This window comes from Oxynema aestuarii AP17 (assembly GCF_012295525.1).
Lineage (GTDB): Bacteria > Cyanobacteriota > Cyanobacteriia > Cyanobacteriales > Laspinemataceae > Oxynema > Oxynema aestuarii.
In genome coordinates this window covers 3,036,174-3,055,575 of sequence record NZ_CP051167.1, presented here as the reverse complement: position 1 = coordinate 3,055,575, position 19,402 = coordinate 3,036,174, and the positions used below count along the sequence as shown (strand labels likewise).

Sequence of the window (19,402 nt, the reverse complement as noted above, 5' to 3'; positions counted from 1 at the left end):
CGGTCAGCACCCCCCGATCGAGGCGATCGCTTCAATAAAGGCATTTACACAGCAGGAATCGTACTCGGATCGTCGAGCAAAGCTTTAGTTTCCGCCAGCATCGGATTGATATCGAACCAGCGTCCGGCGCGGGCATCTCGATACTCAAATACAAACATACTGCGTAACAGCAATTGGTCGCGGGCTTCCCCTCGGATATTTTTAGTTTGAGCCACTTCTCGCAATCGCTGCCAATCGGAGGTGCTCAACGCCAAAATCAGATCGTCGCGCCGTTCTTGAATCGCCGTTTCCACCGCTTCCGCAGCAAAGGGCGGATCTTCTTGTTGCAAGCAGCGATACACCAACCCGAGTAAGTTGCGAATGTGTCCGCCACTAATGCGACAGAGGCGATCGAGGCTTTCCGGTCGCTCGAACAACTCGCCGACGAGCTCCAAGCGCTCCGAGGAAGGGACTTCGGGAAACGCCCTCACCACGATCGCCTCGCGCAACAAGTCCATTCCTTCCCGACAGTCTTCCCCGGTTTTCAAGCGTACCGGAACCATCGGCAGCACTTTAGGCGCTACTCCCGCACCCAAGCGACTTTTGAGCGCTTCGCAATCGTGGGAGAACATTAAAGACAACGGAATGGTGTAAACCAGGTGACACTTGAGTTTTCGCAACTGTTCGCCGCGATCGACAAATAAATATTCCGGTTGCGATCGCCCGGACGCTAAGGTGCGATTGTCCACGCGATCGAGATTGTCTACGATCGCCACCAGCCCTTGTTTTCCCCGCGCTTTTAATTGCTCGGTTCCCGGCAAGAGAATTTCGTTGTTGATCGCGTCTAAAATACGACTGGTACGCGGTTCGAGATATTGTCGTAACTGAGCGCGGACTTTCGGGCTTTCTTTCGCGTGAGTCGTCAGCCGCGCGATCGCCTCCCCCAACCCCGCGATCTCCCCCCAATTCATGCCCAAATGCAGCGTCATTCCCGCTTCTACCAGCAGTTTGCGACAGTAAGGGGCCGACAGGACGATCCCCTGTTCTTCTAAGGTCTCGCTGACTTGACGCGCGATCGCCAACAAGATATCGCAAATGTCTACATCCGCCATCTCTAAGTCTTGGGACGACTCGAAATAAATCGCCTCAAACCCTTGCGCTTCTAAGTCCGCTTTCAGTCGCAATAATTCTGTCGATTTCCCGCAACCGATATGTCCCGTAAATAGTTGACAGGTCGGTTCGTCCGGGGACAGTCGCGCGATCGTCCGCCCCAGTTCGGCGATCGTTTTACCGCCGCGTACCGACGCAAAATCGATGTAATACTGGGCATCTTCAGCATTACCGAACACTAACGTTTTACTCGGATTGCACGCTTGGTAAAAGCGCTGTAAATCGAATTTCATCGCCGTTGTCTCCGGACGATCTCCGGGCTGGTTTCAAATCATTCCGTAGAAAAATAACTTCATCCGGACTGATTTCAACCCGATCCGCCATCAGAAAATTGACCGTCCGATCGGACGGTCGATGATTCAGCAATCCTTGAAGGGACCAGGGATTGACGGTTGCACCCAAGACACTCCACCAACCCGCTTGTAATTGCTTTAGCGGTTGAAGAAATTATCCACGCTCGTGGAGCGATCGTTTCTTTCCTGCAAGTTAGATAAACCTTGCAATCCGTCGTCACAAATTCCTAATAACTTACACTCTTCATCTTCCGTTTCTCCCCTCGCTTGTTGCAAGGTCGGTTGGGGTAAATTCAATGCGGGCGTTTTCTTGAGGGAAGATAATCTTTGCCGGATCGACGACATCGACTCGTTCGCTAAAAGATCGGGGTCAAAAGAACTCGCCAGCGTGCTGGGAATCCCACAACTGAATATCGGTAAGGTCACTAATGCAGCAATCCAGATCTTATCCACAGTCAAAACTCTCCTTGAATGCTGTAAGGGAACGGTAAATATCTATTTACGATCCGCATTCTTCGTTCTGTTTACTATTTCGAGTTCCTTGGCAATCTTTCGGGAGAGTTATCCCATCGGTTTATATCGATCGCGTAAAAGATGTTCGCCTTTTTTTGAAGTTTTAGCGATCTCCACGCGATCGCGACTCTTTCCCTTACAATTGATGCAGTTTTATTCTGCTGCCAAGGACAAGCCGAACCGTCAGTTACAATCCCTGTTTGCATCTTGTCTGCCCTTTCCTAGAACGGGGCGATCGTCTGTGCCACTTTCCAAAATGCCTCCCCCAGAATTCACTCCCCATCACCGAAAAAGAGACAAGATCCGATAGTTCGTCGGTGGGGTAAATCAACCCGGATTGATTTAATTTTTTTAAGAAATACTCACTTTCCGGCGATTGCACTCCCGATTGCACTCCCTTATTTCCACGGGCGATCGTCAAGCCGGACTTTCTTTCCCTTGGAGAGATTCGCGATCGCCTCTCTCGCTTGTTTATATTCCCTAAAACGAATAGAATTGGCGATAATTCTATGACTTTATTATAGCAATGTACCAGTCGAGCGATCGCGTTGTTCCCTACAAAAACACCCCCGATTTATCTCCCGAAATTGAAGATTCTACAATCCTTTATAAAAATTAAATGCCGACTTTTTCAGTCCGGTAAATTTAATAGAGTCATTTCCAATAAAAATGAGACCCGTAGGGACAAAAAAATTTCCCCCCCCACAAAATCTGGGGATTGTCCAGAAATTCCTTCATCGATGGCAATTGTATTGACCTTTGAATCTGAGATCGACCTTGTAAAGTAGTCAAATCTCCGTAGGGAAACTCCATTGACGTGTCCCTAACACCGATGAATTTTACAACTCATTGAAGATGGCTATATCCCCTCTAAAATTTAAAATATAGCTTCTACAATCTAAAATCTTATAGTTTTTCATTCCACGATTCAATTCCTTCCCAAACCTTAGAAATACCATGTCTCAAGAAATATTCGCAGCGATCCACATAAAACTTGGCAGCGCGATCGGTTTCGTCCGCTTCTAAAACCTTTTTGAATAACTGATTTGCTTCTGCAAACTTCTCCCCTTGATACAGTAAAATCGCTCGTTCAAACTTCGTGCGACTTTCTAACTTCATTTCGATCGTATTGGGAGAATAACAATCGAGAACCTCAAACACCGCCACCGAATCTTTTTTACCCTTCACCTGGACTTTGCCCAAAAAGCGGTAATTGTACTTCGTCGGATCTTCTAAATGAATCAACGTTTGACCGCTAATCACCACCGAAGCACCGTAAACTTTCGTCAACCCTTCCATCCGAGATGCTAAATTCACCGCATCGGAAATCACCGTACTTTCCATGCGCTGTTCCTCGCCAATCGTCCCCAACATGAGGCTACCCGTATGCAAACCGATCCCGATCGCCACCGGAACGTAACCACTTTTCTGACGGTGAACGTTATAAATTGCCACCTGTTTTTGCATGTCGATCGCCGCTTGCATCGCATCTTCCGCCGACTCCGGAAATAGAGCCATAACCGCATCGCCAATATATTTATCGATAAAGCCATTATGATTTCTAATCACCGGACCGACCCGACTTAAATAAGAATTGAGAAAATTAAAATTCTCGCGCGGCGACATTCCCTCCGAAAGGGTCGTAAACGAACGAATATCGGAAAACAAAATCGTCATTTCCTTCTGTACTTGGTCGCCGAGCTGCACGTCTACAATACTTTCGTACCCGAGAAATTGTAGAAATTCCCGAGGGACGAACCGGGCGTAAGCCAAGTTAATTTTTGACAATTGCAAGTGCATTTTAATGCGCGCGAGCAATTCTTTTTTAGAAATTGGTTTCGTCAGATAATCATTCGCCCCCGACCCGAACGCTTCGGTCATATCGGAAGCTTGAGTGCGCGACGTCAACAACACCACGGGTAACTCGTTGGCGGGAAAACTTTCGCGAATTTTCTGACAAACCTCATAGCCCGTCATGCGCGGCATCATCACGTCGAGCAAGATCAAATCGGGTCGCAAGCCATGTTCGAGAGCTTCGAGGGCTTCCAGGCCATTATTGGCCGTCGTCAGGGAATAATTTTCGAGGGATAGGTAGTTGACCAGCACCTGCACGTCGATCGGTTCGTCGTCCACGATCAAAATGTGGAAGTCCGTACTGCTGCGCGATCGCGGCTCGTTGCAAAATGGCGTCATCGGGATATCCTCCGGGTTCGCCATCGTCACGGGTAACTCGGAAGCCGCGATCTCTCCGATGCGGGTCGCCAAGGGAACCGACGGGCCCGAGGCGATCGCATTTTGACTCGGCGAAATCGGCAACGTGAAGCTAAAACGCGACCCTACCCCGACTTCGGACTCGGCCCAAATCCGCCCCCCGTGGAGTTCGACCAGTTGTTTGCTAATCGCCAACCCCAACCCGGTCCCGTTGTAATCGCCGTTGACGGAGCGATCGACTTTCTCGAAGGAATCGAACACCCGCGCCAAACGCTCCTCGGGAATGCCAATTCCGCTATCGCTGACGCTAATCACCAACTGCGGACGCACGCCGGATTCCCCTTCGATCGCGCGGGCTGAGATCTCCAAACGTCCCCCATCGCTAAACTTAATCCCGTTTTCGACTAAGTTATGCAAGATCTGCTGGATGCGATTTTCGTCTCCCTCGACCGTCGGCGCGTTCGGGTCGATCGCGTTGACCAATTCCAGGGGTTTATTCCCGACGAGCGAATGACACGAACCGATCACGATATCGGCGATTTCTCGCATTCCGACGGGTTTGAGATCGAGTTCTAAATTCTTATGTTTGAGTTTGGCAAAGTCGAGCAAGTCGTTGACGAGCTGCACCAAATTACGACCACTGGAGACGATTAAGGCGAGGTTGGCGCGCTGTTGGGGGGTGAGTTCTCCGGTGGCGCCGTCGAGCATCGATTCGGCAATGCCGATCGCCCCGTTAAGCGGGGTACTCAACTGTTCGGACGTATTGGCGAGAAACTCGTCTTTGAGGCGATCGAGGCGTTCTAACGCTTCGTTTTGGGTTTCTAACTGTTGGGACGATTGCAGCAAGTTGGTGTACAAGCGGGCATTTTCGATCGCGATCGCCGCCTGGGAGGACAACAGTTTTAACACTTCCAAATGTTGCGGCGTAAATGCCCCGCTCATCAAGTTATTTTCTAAATAAAGAATGCCGCTCAATTTGCCTTGATGGACGATCGGCGTACATAAAATCGATTTCGATTGGTGTTTGACCAGATAATCGTCGCTGGTAAACAAGCCGTGACGGGCCGCATCGTCGAGGACGATCGCCTCTCGGGTGCGAATCACGTAGTGAACGATGCCCATCGGCAGGCGATCGCTGGTTTCTAAGGGAATATGTTGTCCGATCTCGACCCGATCCGGTTCGACTTGGGCGCTCGCCTCGATATAAAAGCGCTCGTCTTGCGCTAAGAGCAAACAACTAATTTGCGCCCCCGCATTTTCCATGACAATTTGGATCAGTTTGGCGAGCAAATCGTCGAGGACAATTTCGCTGTCGATCGCCTGGGACGCTTTGACAAAGGCGGTCAAGTCGAGCAGTCCGGTTTGGGTTCCCGTCGTGGTCGAAATCGTCATTGTCGTCAGCCCGGGACTGGGGGCTTCGCTGCTCAGATGGCTGATGAAATGGGCGTAGTTTTCTTGCAAAATTTTCAGTTTTTTCTTCGCCCCCCAGCGCGAATACGCCCGATAGGCTTCGCTCAGATAGGTCGTGGCAATTTTTTCCCGTCCCAAACTCAGATAAAATTGTGCGGCCCGTTCGCAGGCGATCGCTTCTTCGTGGACGTACCCCAACGTTCTGGCCCCGGAGATCGCCCGATCGTAATATTGCATCGCCCGCACGGTACGCCCGCGCACTGACGCCATTTCCGCCTCGACCAGATCCCATTTATGTCGGAAGTTCGACGGACCGAACTCGGCCCAACGTTTGAGCTTGCGGCGATCGCTACAAATCTCCAACCACAAGCGCCATTGTTCCCATCGCGACAGCCTCGGATAGAGGGCTAATTTCGCCAAACAATGGTAAAAATGATGTTCGCTGCTACCGATCGCCGCGATCGCGTTCGATTGCAATTTCACGGCGAGTCGTCCTTGATGCACGGCTCCTTGATAATCGCCGAATAAATAACCTAAAAAGGTTTTAGCCGCCGATAAGGCGAACTGCGATCGGCTCCCGTGCGCTTGCAACCCCCGCGCCATTTCCAAACCCTCGCCCGGCGAAGGGCCCCCTTGACCCAACAACTGTAAAACCACCTGCCGCCAAATTTTCGCCGTCGGGATCGGCACCTCTTGTTTGAGGTTTTCCATCAAAACGATGTATTTGTTATATTCGCGCTCTACCGTTTCTAAAGCTTCCCCGAGAAAGAATTTGTGGGTGCAGTAATGCAGGGCCGCATAACAAGCCCATTCCAGATCCCCGGTTTCTAAACCGCTTTCGACCCCCCCGCGCAACGGTTCGACGGTGTCTCGCAAATGCAGTTTGTACGGTTTGATATGGGCGTAGACTAAATCGGTGACTTTGGCTTTGAGTAAGTTGGCGTCGAAGCGATCGAGCAAGCGCAATGCCAGCTCTCCGGCCCGATCGCCCCCGTCGAGATCGAAGCGGTAACTCTGCAGTAAAATCCCGTAAAACGCAAAGGCAAATGCGGAAAGTTCGTTATTTCCATAGCGAGTACACAAGTTGACCATCTGCACGACGGTCAGTTTCAGCCGTTGCGGGTTGGCGATGTAAGCGGCGGGGGTCAGTGCGGCTAAAATTTGCATGGCCGCCCCTTTATAAGGGTCGCTCATCGTCGGCCAAGTGGCGAGTTCGTCGGCGGTTTTGCCGCGCAGTTGCCATTGAGTGCGTAAAATTTCCCAGTGAATCCGCCACGGATGCGCCTGTTCGATCGCCGGAATCCCCAGTTTTTTCAAAATGCCGACTCCGGTGGCGATCGCCTGTTGCGGACGCCCGAGGTAAATATCAATTTTTATTTGTTTTTCGTACACGGAAACCCGATCTAAAATCGTTGTGCCCCGTTCGGCGACAATGGCGGCCAAGCGTTGGCTGCGATCGTAATCTCCGGTTAAGAAGGTGACATCGACCAGTTCGGTATAGATTTTTAAGGTTAATTCGTAATGGGTTTCCCAACTGTCGGGCAGTAAGATCGGACGGGCGGTTTCGAGGTAGTTGAGGGCGCTTTCGTAAGCGAGGGAGGCTTTGGCTTTTTGGGCGGCAATTAAATTGAGTTTGGCAATTTTGTATTGTTCGCCGCGCGCTTGCAGCAGGTCGCGTCCGATATTGAGATGGTTGACGATTTCAAAGATTTTGTCTTCCCGGTCTTCCGGTCGGGTATGTTTGAGCAGTTGTTGGCCGACTTTGAGATGAATCGCTTGTTTGCGATCGCCGGAAATTAGGGAGTAGGCGGCTTGTTGGACGCGATCGTGCAAGAATTTGTAAGAAACGATCAGGTCGTCTACGGGTAAGGCGACGGGTTCGACTTCGCCGAAGACTAAGGGGATTTTGTAGGTGTTGTCTAAGGGGACGATCAAGCCGCGATCGAGAGCTTCTTTGAGTTCGGCAGCCGTCGCCGATAGGGATTTTTCGTGGAGGATCGCGAGGATATCTAAATAAAAAATATTGCCGATACAAGCTGCTAATTTGAGAACGTCTTGGGCGTTTTCCGAGAGTTGTTGGATTTTGGCGATCGCCAAATCGACCACGTTATCGGCCATTTCCATCTGTCGGATTTCGTCGAGATTCCATTCCCAATATCCCGAACTGAGATTGCAAACCAGGCGGTTTTCTTGGGCGAGGGCTTCGAGCAACATCCGCACGAAAAAGGGATTGCCATGAGTTTTTTGGTAGATTAAATCGGCGAGAGCCCGCGATCGTCTCGGCGGACAGCACAGGGTTTCGGCAATCAGTTGATTGAGGGTGGTCGGATCGAGCGGTTGCAGGGCGATGGTCTGTACCCGGCGTCCACTACCTCTGAGATCTTCGACCAGTTCTAATAAGGTGTGAATGGCACTGTCCGGCGGGTTGCCGCTTTCTCCTTCTCGATAGGCGCCGATGACGAGCAAGGATTGGGGATCTCGTCGGGAGGCGATCGCGTGGAGCAGTTTTAACGAAGCCGTATCGCAAGCGTGTAAATCGTCTAAAAATAAGACGAGGGGCTGTTCGGGACTGGCCAAAACCCCCAAAAATTTTTGAAACAGCAAATTTAAGCGATTTTGCGATTCCGCCGGGGGTAGGGTCGCGGTCGGCGTGGCTTCTCCAACGATCAATTCCAAGTCGGGCAGGACTTCGACGAGAACGCCGATGCCATTTCTGCCGATTTCGGCCAGCATTTTCTCGCGCCATTGTTCGATTTGGGCGTCGCTTTCGGTCAGAATTTGCCGGATCGCATCTTGGAAGGCTTCGATAAAACAGGCATAGGGAATTTGCGCTTTCGCCGGATCGCATTTCCCGGAAATAAACCGTCCGAATTCTTCGATAACGGTGGATCGCAGGGTATACACTAAGCTCGATTTGCCGATTCCGGAATAGCCGGAAATGAGAATTAGCCGTCCCCCAACGGTCTCGGGGCGATCGCGTAGGGTCTCCCCAGGAGAATCGCCTTGACTGGTGTTGATTTGTCGGAAGGCTTTTAATAATTGGCTCTGTTCGGCTTCGCGTCCGTACAGTTTATCCGGTATGACTAACTGACTCGATAGATCTTTTTGCGCCAGGGGAAAGTTGGGGATCTGTCCGACGGATAGCCACCGTTCCAAACACCGTTGAAAGTCGGCTTTTAAGCCGTAAGCACTTTGATAGCGATCTTCGGGATTTTTGGCGAGCAGTTTATCGATGATTTTGCTCAGGGTCGCCGGGATCTCCGGGTCGATTTCACTCAGAGGGGCCGGGGTTTTGGCTAAATGGGCGTGAATGATTTCCGTGGCGTCGTTCCCTTCAAAGGGCAGTTTTCCCGCCAGCATTTGGTATAAGGTCACCCCGAGGGAATAAAAGTCCGTGCGATAGTCGACGACCCGATTCATGCGCCCGGTTTGTTCCGGGGACATGTAGGGTAAGGTGCCTTCGACGGCGTTGTTGGGATGGCGCGGTTGTTGCAGGGATATACCAAAATCGGTGATTTTGACTTGTAAGTTGAGGGGGTTAATTATAATATTGAACGGATGAATATCTCGGTGGATGATGCGGCGATCGTGAATGGTTCCGAGAATGTCGGCTAACTGGATTGCCAGTCTTAAGAATTCGACTAAGGTGAGGGAATGAGTTTCGAGGTAGCTTCCCAGGGATTGACCGCCGAAGTCTTCGAGCACTAAGGCGACTTTATTGTTTTCAAATCGTTCGATGCCGTAACTGGAGACGATACCCGGGATGTTTAACTGACGGGCAATTTCAAATTCGCGATCGAGGCGCTCGATCTCGTTCGCACTCGGATATTCGACTTTGAGAATTTTTAAGATCGCGCTCGTGTGGTCGCGCTCCCGACGAGCGCGGTAGACGACTGTATTTGCCCCCTCATGCAGTTTTTCAATGAGGGTATAGCCTGAAAGAGTCATCATAATCGGCTTGAGCTGTTCCTAAAATAAGTCCATCGTCAGGGCGAATATCCGCGATTCTCCCGAAGAGAAACTTCGCGAACGACCACAAGATTGCGGCGTGCTGCTACGCTTTCGCCATCGCGCCAGTTCGTCGAAAAACTTAGCTTGTATCGTCGCCTCAAGATCGCAGCTTGGGACAAGCTTTGGCTTGTTGACCTGTTTGCGAGGGTCGAGTGATTCTGTCCGTCGCACCGACCATCACGTCAAGCTAGTATTACGGTTAGCTTGGCCAAAACACCCTGTTGTAGATGGGAATCGCCGGATTGGTGGTCGGTGTCAGTCCTGGGGTCGCGATCGTTGGTATTGCACCCGGAGAATGTTTCCATACGGGTCGCGAAGACGAGAGTCTATAGTTTTATCATCCACGATCTCGGTCGCATCGATCAGCATTCCCCGGCGGTCTGTTAGCCGAACTTCCGTCCCGGTGACATCGCGACTTTAATGACGATGACGATAGGTCGTCGGTTCGGTTCGCTACGGTCTCGTCTGTCGGCGCATCCGAGCGATCGCCTCCGTTCCTATGTTCGCAGAGCCTGCACGGCGGCGATCGCTCCCCGGTGAGGCGTCCGTCGGGGGGGATGCACCCGCGATCGGGGTCTCTCGACCGTCAAACCCCCCTGCCCGACTATTACTATTGTGCTTCACGCTTTGCGGGGATGGCTGTAGCGTAGCAGACGCGCCGCTTTTCGTCTCTGAGGGTTGAGGTGGGGAAGATGACCCGCACCCGATCGCGCGATCGCTCGCGTTCCCCTCTAAGGAGAAGGATCGGGGTCGGGGAGTCAGAACAAGCTCGGGCATGGTTTCAAGGGGGTAGATGGACTTTTTGGATACTTTACTGGGGTTCGCCCGCCTCTTTCAGGAGAAACAGCCAATCTCTGCTCGATTGCCCCACTCTCGACCCCAGATCTGTTCCCCCGTCTTCTCTTCTGTGCCAACAAACAAAGCCCGCACGGGCGGGCTATCAGATCGCTCAAACCGAGTGACCGTCAAGGGCGATCGCTCCTACGCATTCCTGACCCGGGACGACGGCACCCACGCCGGACGACAATGACCCCCGCTACAGTCGAGATGCAGTTCGTGCCAGTACAGGGTCGGTATGGCCCACCCGCGATCGCCTGCCCGTTCGCTCTCTACAAATTGATTTTCTAAATAGTCGTTGGGAGATTCGTAATGGCGCGGATGCCAGTACGGAACCGTATAAGACCCAAAGGTTTTCCGGTATTCGTCGGAATCGATCAGCGCCGAGACCATCGCGCCAACCCCTTTACGCAATAACAAATCGTCGCACGCCCGAATTTCTCGCTCGTTGTGGGGAACCCGCCCTAAAAAATGCTTGAAGCAGTTTTCAATAAATTTGACGTTCGAGCTTTTTTCGTAGAATGCGGCCAAATATACCGGGGAGACTCCCAAATTTTTGAGGAAATGCCGAATCCCCATTTTTCCTTTGACGAACGGCTTTTCGAGGGCCGCTAGTTCTCGGCGTTCCGAAGCGTAAGGTTGCCGTTCTAGCACTTGTTCGTAAATTTGTTTCAGGATTAAGCTGCGTTCTTCTGTCGAGGTCTTCGCAGTCATCGTTACGGGTTGGTGTAAAGTCATCGTCGGATTTCCTCTCTAGTAAAAATTCGGTGGCGATCGCATGGCAATCTCTAAAATCTCCGTATTTGCACCCTTGACTTAAATCAAACCTTTCAAAAAGGTATTCTTTCTACAAGCCCACTGCACTTTTCTGCACTGTCGCCATTAACTTCGGTGGCAAATCGAGCGCCTGGAACATCATTTCTAAATAGGGTTCGATGTATTTTAAGGCTTGCGGCGGTAAGTAGGTCTCCATCGTCTCTTTTAAACACCGATACGCTACCAAACACGAATTTTGTCGGTGGTAGGCGGTGAGGATATTCGTTTCCCACAACACCATCGAATCGTTGAAGAATCGAGGATCGTCACGCAAAATCGCCAAAGCAATATAGCGCAGCACCTGGCTCATGTCGTAATGACAGCGCTTGCCGTGCTTTTGCATTACATCCGGGTGCAAGGTCGCAAATTTTTTCAACGCATGACGCACGAGCGGTTCGGCTTTTGCCTGTAAAATCTCGTAGGTTTTAAAGCGTTCGGTGAAGGTTTGCAAATATCGCTCGATCGGCTGCAATTCGGCGCTGGTTAAATAGCGACCTTCACTTTCAACAATCAGTTCGGCAAGGGTGGAATTAATGGCTTCCATAGAATCGGGATTTGACAAGCTACGGACAATTTTATAGTTTTATTTTCATAGATTTTTTAAGAAGTTCGCAAGTTATTGATGTAATTTTTAACAATGGGAGCGGGAATTCCCCGATTCTACCGAAGGTGAATCGTGGGATGAAAGCGACTCTTCGGCAAATCAGTGATAATCTTATCATCTGGCTATATCGGTGATAATGTTCAAGGCGTACAAATACCGCATCTATCCAACCCCCGAGCAACAAGCGACTTTAGCCAAGAGCTTTGGTTGCTGTCGTTGGTATTGGAACTATGCGTTAAATTTGTGCCAAGAGACTTATCGAGCGACCGGAAAAGGTCTATCGAGGGGTTATCTTCAGGGATTATTACCTGCCCTCAAAAAGGAACACCCTTGGCTTAAAGAAGATGTCTATTCCCAATGCTTGCAAGTCGTGGCGTTGAACTGATCGACCGCTTATCGAAACTTCTTTGAGAAACGGGCAAAATTACCCCGATTCAAATCCAAGCAGGGAAGGCAATCTATCAGTTATCCTCAAAATGTTAAGGTTGAGGGAAATTACATCAAACTGCCTAAAGTTGGGTTAGTGCGTTGTCGTCAGCATCGAAGTTTTGAGGGAAAAATCAAAACTGTAACCCTCTCCAAAAATCCAGATGGTAAATATTATGCTTCAGTTTTGGTAGAGGGTAAAAAAGAACCTCCCTTTCTCTCAACTGAAGGAAAAGCCATTGGCATTGATTTAGGGCTGACCGATTTTGCGATGACCAGTGAGGGGTCGCAATATAATAATCCCAAGCATTTTGATAAACACGCGCGAAACCTAAAAAGAAAACAGAAAAAACATGCTCGAAAAAGGAAAGGCAGCAACAACCGCAATAAATCGCGGGTAAAAGTTGCCAAGATTCACGCCAAAATAAGTCGCTGTCGTGAAGATTTTCTCCACAAGCTATCCCGTAAGATAGTGAACGAAAACCAAGTGATTGTGGTCGAATCCCCCCTAACCCCCCTTAATAAGGGGGGAACTAAAGGGGGGATAGGTATGGTTCGCCATCACCAACTCGCCAAAGCGATTAGTGATGTCGGTTGGGGGATGTTTTGTACGATGTTAAAGTACAAGGCTGAATCAGAAGGAAAAGTTTATCTAGAAGTCGATCGATTTTTTCCTTCTTCTAAAACCTGCCATGTATGTCTCAATCAAATCAAAAGCTTGTCTCTTGATGCGAGAAGCTGGACTTGCGAACATTGCCAAACCCATCATGACAGGGATATCAATGCCGCCATCAATCTCAAAAATGAAGGCTTACGGATATTAGAGTTAGGGACTAGCTCTACTGCCCTTGGAGGGGATGTAAGACGAGGTGGTAGAACTTCAGTTCTATCTAGCGCAGTCCCCAGTGAAGAGGGAAGCCGCTATTGAATCAAAGATTACAATAGCGGTAGTTCACTATTTAGATGAAGGGACGGGAAGTTCCCCAGCAAGGAGATGACACGCTCGGGGTTCCAGAGCCGATCGCCGTCATCATTTTTGAGAAAGGCGATCGGATTCGGTGGAATTATGCAAAGTGATAAACGGGCAACGGTCCGTCAAGCTGGATTTGCCATCGGGGACAAGCCTGCTGCCATGCGGGTAAGTGAACCTGGGACAAGGTCTCGTTAGGATAAGGGGCGAGCAAGTGGATGCGCTGGCTGTCCTCTTGCGCTTCGGCGACGATCGCCTCGGGATAAAGGGCCGAGATCGCAGCTCGAATCTCTTCCCATTCCCGCTTTTGTTCCCTTTGAAACAATTGTCGTTCTCGATAGCGCTGCTTTTTCGCCAATAAATAATCTTTGCCCTTGAGTGGAGAAGGCGCAGTCTCGTCCGGAGAGTCGCCGGGAGTGAATTTGAGCGTAAATTCGGCTTTTCCGGCAAGTCGGTCTAATTTATCGCCGTATTCGCGATCGCGCCCCTTTAAATGAGTGCGCAAGGTCTCTTCCGATGGAAATAAAGTCCCAAAGCGCAGGGGTAACAACGCATCGGTTTGGCGGTTGATGTCGCAAATAACACGATCGTGCGCTAACACCGCGTGCATCAGGCGTTCGTCGTCGGCTTGCAATTCGTCGATCGCCACGTCGGGTTCGACCACCGCAGCGAGGCGATCGCCCACCACCAAACGCACCGGACGCGCGATTCCTAGGGGCAACTCTAAATCGAGATCGCGATGGTAAACAAAAGCGTAAACATACATCGAACTGGCGTCACTAAAATGGACAGTCCCACCAATTCTATTCGTGGGATTCTCGGTTCAAATACAGAACTTATCGGAAAGACTCTCGCCTAACTGACCTCGGTTGTTGTCTCCCCAAGCATGAATTCTCCCATACTTTGGGACAGTCCTTTGCTAGTCCTTTTCTGACGATCTTGACGGCGGTGTTCTCATCTCTGTCAAACACGAAAAAAGTCCGGGAGATTCTTTTGTTCTAACGTTGGATATCTGCGGAATTTGTACGCTTTTCACACGCAGCTCTCACCAGTCTTGTCAGTCAAGTTAATACACCGAAATCAAAAGGGTAAAGCTGAAGTTAAGGCGCCATGTTTTTGATAAGTTCTTTTTAGCTTGAGAACTCCAATTCCTGTTGGGTCGGAGTTAAGCTGTTAGGCATATGAATGCTCCCCCACCTGCTGACGCGAGGTGGAGGAATGCGTCGCTATTCTTGTTCAAATTCGTAAACAATGGCATCGATCGCTGAATCCCAGCAGCTATTTATGTGAAACACAAACAGCATAAGTCCGTCCTTCTAGGACGGGGTTTTCAACCCCAATTCCCGATCGACAGCTAGGACTCGGAATTGCCTTCGTCGTCGCTGCTGGGGGGAGTGGCGACCGCATCCTTTTGCTTTTGTTGCTGGGCGCGTTGTTCGCGTTTTTTGCGATCGGCGGCGATGATATCTTCCATGACGCTGCGCGCCTGGGTCATTTTTTCGAGGTTGCTTTGATAGAGTTCGACGTCTTTCTTAATTTTTTCTTCGGGTAAATTTAAAGCGGCAGCGATCGCGCTAAACAGTTCTTCCCGTTGTTTGGCATCTTTAAGGGCATTGGCTTGGGTTTGTTCGAGTAAAGTAAACACACCGATGCCGAACAGACGGCTGTATTTAAACTTGGGATTGCTAGAAATTTCTGAGAGCAACTGTTGGAGTTCGTGGGTGCGATCGTTCCCCTCAGACCGCTTTAAAACGCCGAGGATTTCGGTATCGGACAGTTCTCGGGTCGAGTCGAGAATGCGTTGGGCGTCGCTGCGATACTGTTGCGGGTCGGCTTCGATGGATTGACAGAGGGCGTTAAAAATCCCCTCGCGATCGCGTTCGGGACGATAACCTTGCATGAAGCGATCGAAGGAGGTCACTACTCCCAGAGCGTAGATCGGATCGTAGTGAAAGTCTGTATTCACCGACAGCAGGTGCATTTCGACCATTAACTCCTCCACCACTCGCCGATAGATCGAGTTAATGGGACGAGTGTGAGTCGAGTAGAAAGCTCGTTTGGTATCTGAGACGGTGCGGACGTTATTCACGGGCGGAATATTCAAAGGAGACGTAAAACCCATTGTCCCGCTTAAGCGGAAGTTTGCCAAGAGAGAATCTCGGGATCGCCCACTTGCGCTAGTTTTGAATCATCTGCGATGCGCGATCGCGCGGGGTTGTAAGGATAACGGACACGAACAGATATGAGCATTTCCCCAGCACTGAGAACTCTCGCGACTTACCTGGCGGGAGAATTTGACAATCGAGAGCAGGCGATCGCCGATCCGGCGTGGTACGTCCACTTACGATTGTGGCAACGACCCGTACCGCACCCTCTTTTCGGCGAAAACAGTTTAGTGTTGTTTGCCGAACAAGCGAGTGTCGTCAACCTCGAACAGGCGTACCGACCGCGCCTGATGGAACTGAAAGCCGTTACCGAACCGGGAGAGGCGGGCGATCGCCCACCCGAGTTCGTCGTGCACTATTACATGCTCGAAGACCCCGGAGCCTACCGAGGCGCCGGACGCCACCCGAAATTACTCGAAGCACTCACCCCGACTGCCTTAGAGCGGCTACCGGGGTGCAAGCTCACCGTCACTCGGCGATCGCGAGCGGATGGCAGCGATGAGTTTTCGGCAGTGTTGCCGGAGTCGGCACGCTGTTGCTTCAGCTACGAAGGACAAATTCGCCAAGTCCATCTCGGATTTGACGTTTCTGCCGATCGATTGCTCAGTCACGACAAAGGCATAGACCCTGAGACGGGCAAACCCTTATGGGGTGCCTTACTCGGTCCATTTGAGTTTCGCAAGCTCCAAGATTTTGCCGGGGAACTGACCCCTTGAAGCCGATGGCGGTGGAGAATTGAGATTTCCGATGCCGAGGTCAACGCAAACGCATTGTCATTCGGCGATCGTCCATCTCGGTTCTCCATCAAGCACTCGGAATGCGCGGCACGCCTTCGAGTGCTTCTTCTTCCGTTTCAAAAATTTCAAAAACGGAATCCATCATCGTCACCTCAAACACCAATTTGGCTTCGGGGTGAACGTTACAAATGCGAAAACTGCCTTTCACTTTGTCGGCATCTCTCATGCCTGCCACTAGCGACGTCAGACCGGAGCTGTCGATAAAGTTAACTTGACCCAGGTTGACGACGATGTGACGGCTCAGTTTAGAGATGCACTCCTGCAATTTGAGGCGAAATTGCCATGCCGTCGTGATGTCGAGGCGTCCAGTTGGCGCCAAGACAATCACGGTCGTCCCGTCTTGGGTCGTGTGGGTTTTCTGCTCGATATGGATCACGGACCCTCCCTGTTACGCTAGTTAGCCTACCTCGCTTACGTAGTTTAGCTTAGACTTTCGAGGTACTAGCAGTCCACTCGGACCAATTTTGCGGTTTCAGGAAAGTTTCGTAAAGTTCGGCTTCCGGAGTATTCGCTTCGGGTTGATAGCCGTATTCCCAGCGTACCAAGGGAGGCAGGGACATCAGGATCGATTCGGTGCGCCCGTTAGTTTGCAATCCGAAAATGGTGCCGCGATCGTAAACGAGATTAAATTCTACATAGCGGCCCCGGCGGTAGAGTTGGAAATTGCGCTCGCGATCGCCGTACTCCATCGAGCGGCGGCGTTCGACAATGGGGCGGTAAGCGGGGAGGAAGGCGTCGCCGCAGTCGCGAATGAAGCCGAACAAGCTTTCCCAGTCGCGCGGCTCGATTTCGCCTAATTTCTGGCTGTATTGTGCTGCCAGACCGTCCGGGTCCGGACCGCGATAGAGTTGTCCGCGACCGTCTTGGTAGTCGAAGAAAATGCCGCCGATCCCGCGCGCTTCGTCGCGGTGTTTGAGATAGAAATATTCGTCGCACCAGCGCTTGAACACCGGATAATATTCGCGATCGTGTCGGTCGCAGGCGGCTTTGAGGGTTTGGTGAAAATGGGCCGCATCTTCGGCAAACGGATAGTAGGGGGTCAAGTCGGCGCCGCCGCCAAACCACCAGACCGGGCCGGCTTCAAAATAGCGATAGTTCAGGTGAACGGTGGGAATGTAGGGATTGCGCGGGTGTAGGACCATCGAGGTTCCGGTAGCGTAGAACCCGTGTCCTTCGGCTTCGGGCCGTTGTTTTAAGATCGAGGGGGGAAGCTGTTTGCCCCAGACTTCGGAGAAGTTGACGCCACCTTGCTCGAAGATGCCACCGTCGCGAATGACCCGAGAGCGACCGCCGCCGCCTTCGGGACGCTCCCAAGAATCTTCCTTGAAGGTGCTGACCCCGTCGAGTTGTTCTAAACCGTGACAAATTGAATCTTGCAGCGATCGCATGAATTGACTGATTCGGTCTCGCGAATCGGCAGGCGGTAAAAACTGGGTATCGATCGCTTCAGAAGTGGAAGAAACTGTCATAATCTCAACTAAATTCTCGTGAACGCGCGATAAAACAACTCATTGCGAGCGGATGAGACGAACACCGAGGGCGATCGCACGGCGATCGCGTCCTCCGTGTACGAGAGACTCCCTTACACCGCGAGATCGCGTCAGCTTTAGGGAGCCTCGAAAATCATATCTACCTTAAAGAATTCCGGGTCAACTATTTTCCGATTTACATATTACTATAAGAAAAGATACATTAATCAATAATTGTGGATCGGGGCAACAACGATGATAAAATAAGCAGCTTTTTCCGAAAACTTTTGCTATCAAAATCTCAAGAATTGAGAATAGTTCGCTATAAGAGAAGGTTTGATGTTTTAGTGTAGCGCAAAAGCGAAAATAACGAACTGCCGGGAAAACTCGCAAGGAAAGACCCGCGCGATCGCCGCGCGCGTGCATTACCAAAATTTATCGTTTGCCCAGACCGTCGGGTCGTTGCCCAAAATTATCAAAAATGAAGGTATTCTAGGAAACCGAGCGGGGAAAGCCCCCCTGGATGCCCCGCTTTTCTACTACCAAATAATCCTTAAACCCCTTGCAGTCGATCTTGGAGAACACCGATGTCCGACCCCCTCGATTCCAAAGCCGTCCTCGACGTTTTACGACCCGTACAAGACCCCGAACTGCAAAAGAGTTTGGTGGAATTGAACATGATTCGCAACGTGGCGATCGACGGCGATCGCGTCAGTTTCACCCTCGTGCTGACCACCCCGGCGTGTCCCTTACGCGAATTCATCGTCGAAGACTGCGAAAAAGCCGTGCGTACCCTCCCGGGGGTCGAAACGGTCAACATCGAAGTTACCGCCGAAACCCCGCAACAGAAAGCCTTACCCGATCGCCAAGGCATCGACGGCGTTAAAAATATCCTCGCCATTTCTAGCGGTAAAGGGGGCGTCGGTAAAAGCACCGTCGCCGTCAACGTCGCCGTCGCCCTCGCCCAAACGGGCGCCAAAGTCGGCTTACTCGACGCCGACATTTACGGACCGAACGACCCGGCGATGTTAGGATTGGCCGATGCGGAAGTCATGGTTCGCCAAGGACAAAATGGAGATGTCCTCGAACCCGCCTTTAACTACGGCGTCAAACTGGTTTCGATGGCCTTTTTAATCGATAAAGACCAACCCGTGATTTGGCGCGGTCCGATGTTAAATGGAGTGATTCGTCAGTTTCTTTATCAGGTACAGTGGGGAGAGTTAGACTATCTGATCGTAGATATGCCCCCGGGAACGGGTGACGCCCAATTAACTGTCGCTCAAGCCGTACCTATGGCGGGAGTGGCGATCGTCACCACCCCCCAAACCGTCGCCCTTTTAGACGGGCGCAAAGGCTTGAGGATGTTCCAACAATTAAACGTTCCCGTCTTGGGAATTGTCGAAAATATGAGCTATTTCATCCCCCCGGATCTGCCGGACAAGCAATATGACATTTTTGGTTCGGGCGGCGGCGAAAAAACCGCAGAAGAATTGGGAGTCTCCTTACTCGGATGTATTCCCTTAGAAATCAACTTGCGAGAAGGCGGCGATTCTGGGGTTCCCATTGTCATCGGTCATCCGGAATCGGCTTCCGCTAAAGCCTTACAAGAAATTGCCCGCCAAATTGCAGCTAAAGTTTCTGTTGCCGCACTGGCTTAGAAGTAAACAGTGAAATAGGAAAAGGAGGTCGAAAACACTCGTCTTGTCCTTCGATTTCCTTTTCCTTTTGCCT

11 protein-coding genes and 2 pseudogenes are annotated in these 19,402 nt (G+C 51.0%); 3 read left to right on the top strand and 10 right to left on the bottom strand.

Going from position 1 to position 19,402, the window contains the following annotated elements; translation table 11 throughout:
* Positions 1-44 precede the first annotated feature (44 nt).
* The 5 genes from HCG48_RS12450 to HCG48_RS12430 form a co-directional block, all read right to left on the bottom strand.
* Positions 45-1,382, bottom strand: a complete 1,338-nt coding sequence (locus HCG48_RS12450; RefSeq protein ID WP_168569446.1) for a P-loop NTPase fold protein — start codon at positions 1,380-1,382, stop codon at positions 45-47.
* A 198-nt stretch (positions 1,383-1,580) separates the two neighbouring features.
* Entirely contained in the window at positions 1,581-1,895 is a 315-nt protein-coding gene (locus HCG48_RS12445; protein WP_168569445.1) for a hypothetical protein, read from the bottom strand.
* Positions 1,896-2,861: 966 nt separating this feature from the next.
* Positions 2,862-9,527: a protein kinase domain-containing protein gene (locus HCG48_RS12440; RefSeq protein ID WP_168569444.1), complete on the bottom strand. Its 6,666-nt coding sequence runs from the start codon at positions 9,525-9,527 to the stop codon at positions 2,862-2,864.
* Between the two features lie 1,041 nt (positions 9,528-10,568).
* Complete coding sequence (locus tag HCG48_RS12435) at positions 10,569-11,162, bottom strand: phycobilisome rod-core linker polypeptide (protein WP_168569443.1); 594 nt, start codon at positions 11,160-11,162, stop codon at positions 10,569-10,571.
* Positions 11,163-11,271: 109 nt separating this feature from the next.
* Positions 11,272-11,784 (bottom strand): bilin-binding protein, encoded by a 513-nt coding sequence (locus HCG48_RS12430; protein WP_168569442.1) that lies wholly within the window; start codon positions 11,782-11,784, stop codon positions 11,272-11,274.
* A gap of 196 nt (positions 11,785-11,980) precedes the next feature.
* Between HCG48_RS12430 and HCG48_RS12425 the strand changes: the two are divergent.
* Positions 11,981-13,198 (top strand): annotated as a pseudogene (locus tag HCG48_RS12425) (RNA-guided endonuclease InsQ/TnpB family protein).
* A gap of 136 nt (positions 13,199-13,334) precedes the next feature.
* Here the strand turns inward: HCG48_RS12425 and HCG48_RS12420 are convergent.
* The 3 genes and pseudogenes from HCG48_RS12420 to psb29 form a co-directional block, all read right to left on the bottom strand.
* Positions 13,335-14,006: a GvpL/GvpF family gas vesicle protein gene (locus tag HCG48_RS12420; protein WP_168569441.1), complete on the bottom strand. Its 672-nt coding sequence runs from the start codon at positions 14,004-14,006 to the stop codon at positions 13,335-13,337.
* Positions 14,007-14,063: 57 nt separating this feature from the next.
* Positions 14,064-14,138 (bottom strand): annotated as a pseudogene (locus tag HCG48_RS26845) (hypothetical protein); the annotation flags it as partial.
* Positions 14,139-14,594: 456 nt separating this feature from the next.
* Positions 14,595-15,362: a photosystem II biogenesis protein Psp29 gene (gene psb29 / locus HCG48_RS12410; RefSeq protein WP_320415783.1), complete on the bottom strand. Its 768-nt coding sequence runs from the start codon at positions 15,360-15,362 to the stop codon at positions 14,595-14,597.
* Positions 15,363-15,482: 120 nt separating this feature from the next.
* Between psb29 and HCG48_RS12405 the strand changes: the two genes are divergently transcribed.
* A complete protein-coding gene (locus tag HCG48_RS12405) occupies positions 15,483-16,121 on the top strand; it encodes a chromophore lyase CpcT/CpeT (protein ID WP_168569440.1) in 639 nt (212 codons plus the stop codon).
* An 88-nt stretch (positions 16,122-16,209) separates the two neighbouring features.
* On the opposite strand, the gene HCG48_RS12400 is transcribed toward HCG48_RS12405, so the two are convergent.
* Together HCG48_RS12400 and hemF are read right to left on the bottom strand one after the other, a co-directional pair.
* Positions 16,210-16,578, bottom strand: a complete 369-nt coding sequence (locus HCG48_RS12400; RefSeq protein ID WP_168569439.1) for an STAS domain-containing protein — start codon at positions 16,576-16,578, stop codon at positions 16,210-16,212.
* 49 nt (positions 16,579-16,627) lie between these two features.
* Entirely contained in the window at positions 16,628-17,671 is a 1,044-nt protein-coding gene (hemF, locus tag HCG48_RS12395) for an oxygen-dependent coproporphyrinogen oxidase (RefSeq protein ID WP_168569438.1), read from the bottom strand.
* Positions 17,672-18,258: 587 nt separating this feature from the next.
* Here hemF and HCG48_RS12390 point away from each other — a divergent pair.
* Entirely contained in the window at positions 18,259-19,329 is a 1,071-nt protein-coding gene (locus HCG48_RS12390) for an Mrp/NBP35 family ATP-binding protein (RefSeq protein WP_168569437.1), read from the top strand.
* The last annotated feature ends 73 nt before the right edge of the window (positions 19,330-19,402 follow it).

What these genes read in the sequence shown, in the direction of transcription:
- HCG48_RS12450 (WP_168569446.1), bottom strand. Translation starts at nt 1,382, where the DNA reads ATGAAATTCGATTTACAGCGCTTTTACCAAGCGTGCAATCCGAGTAAA.
- HCG48_RS12440 (WP_168569444.1), bottom strand. Translation starts at nt 9,527, where the DNA reads ATGATGACTCTTTCAGGCTATACCCTCATTGAAAAACTGCATGAGGGG.
- HCG48_RS12435 (WP_168569443.1), bottom strand. Translation starts at nt 11,162, where the DNA reads ATGACTTTACACCAACCCGTAACGATGACTGCGAAGACCTCGACAGAA.
- HCG48_RS12430 (WP_168569442.1), bottom strand. Translation starts at nt 11,784, where the DNA reads ATGGAAGCCATTAATTCCACCCTTGCCGAACTGATTGTTGAAAGTGAA.
- HCG48_RS12420 (WP_168569441.1), bottom strand. Translation starts at nt 14,006, where the DNA reads ATGTATGTTTACGCTTTTGTTTACCATCGCGATCTCGATTTAGAGTTG.
- psb29 (WP_320415783.1), bottom strand. Translation starts at nt 15,362, where the DNA reads ATGGGTTTTACGTCTCCTTTGAATATTCCGCCCGTGAATAACGTCCGC.
- HCG48_RS12405 (WP_168569440.1), top strand. Translation starts at nt 15,483, where the DNA reads ATGAGCATTTCCCCAGCACTGAGAACTCTCGCGACTTACCTGGCGGGA.
- hemF (WP_168569438.1), bottom strand. Translation starts at nt 17,671, where the DNA reads ATGACAGTTTCTTCCACTTCTGAAGCGATCGATACCCAGTTTTTACCG.
- HCG48_RS12390 (WP_168569437.1), top strand. Translation starts at nt 18,259, where the DNA reads ATGTCCGACCCCCTCGATTCCAAAGCCGTCCTCGACGTTTTACGACCC.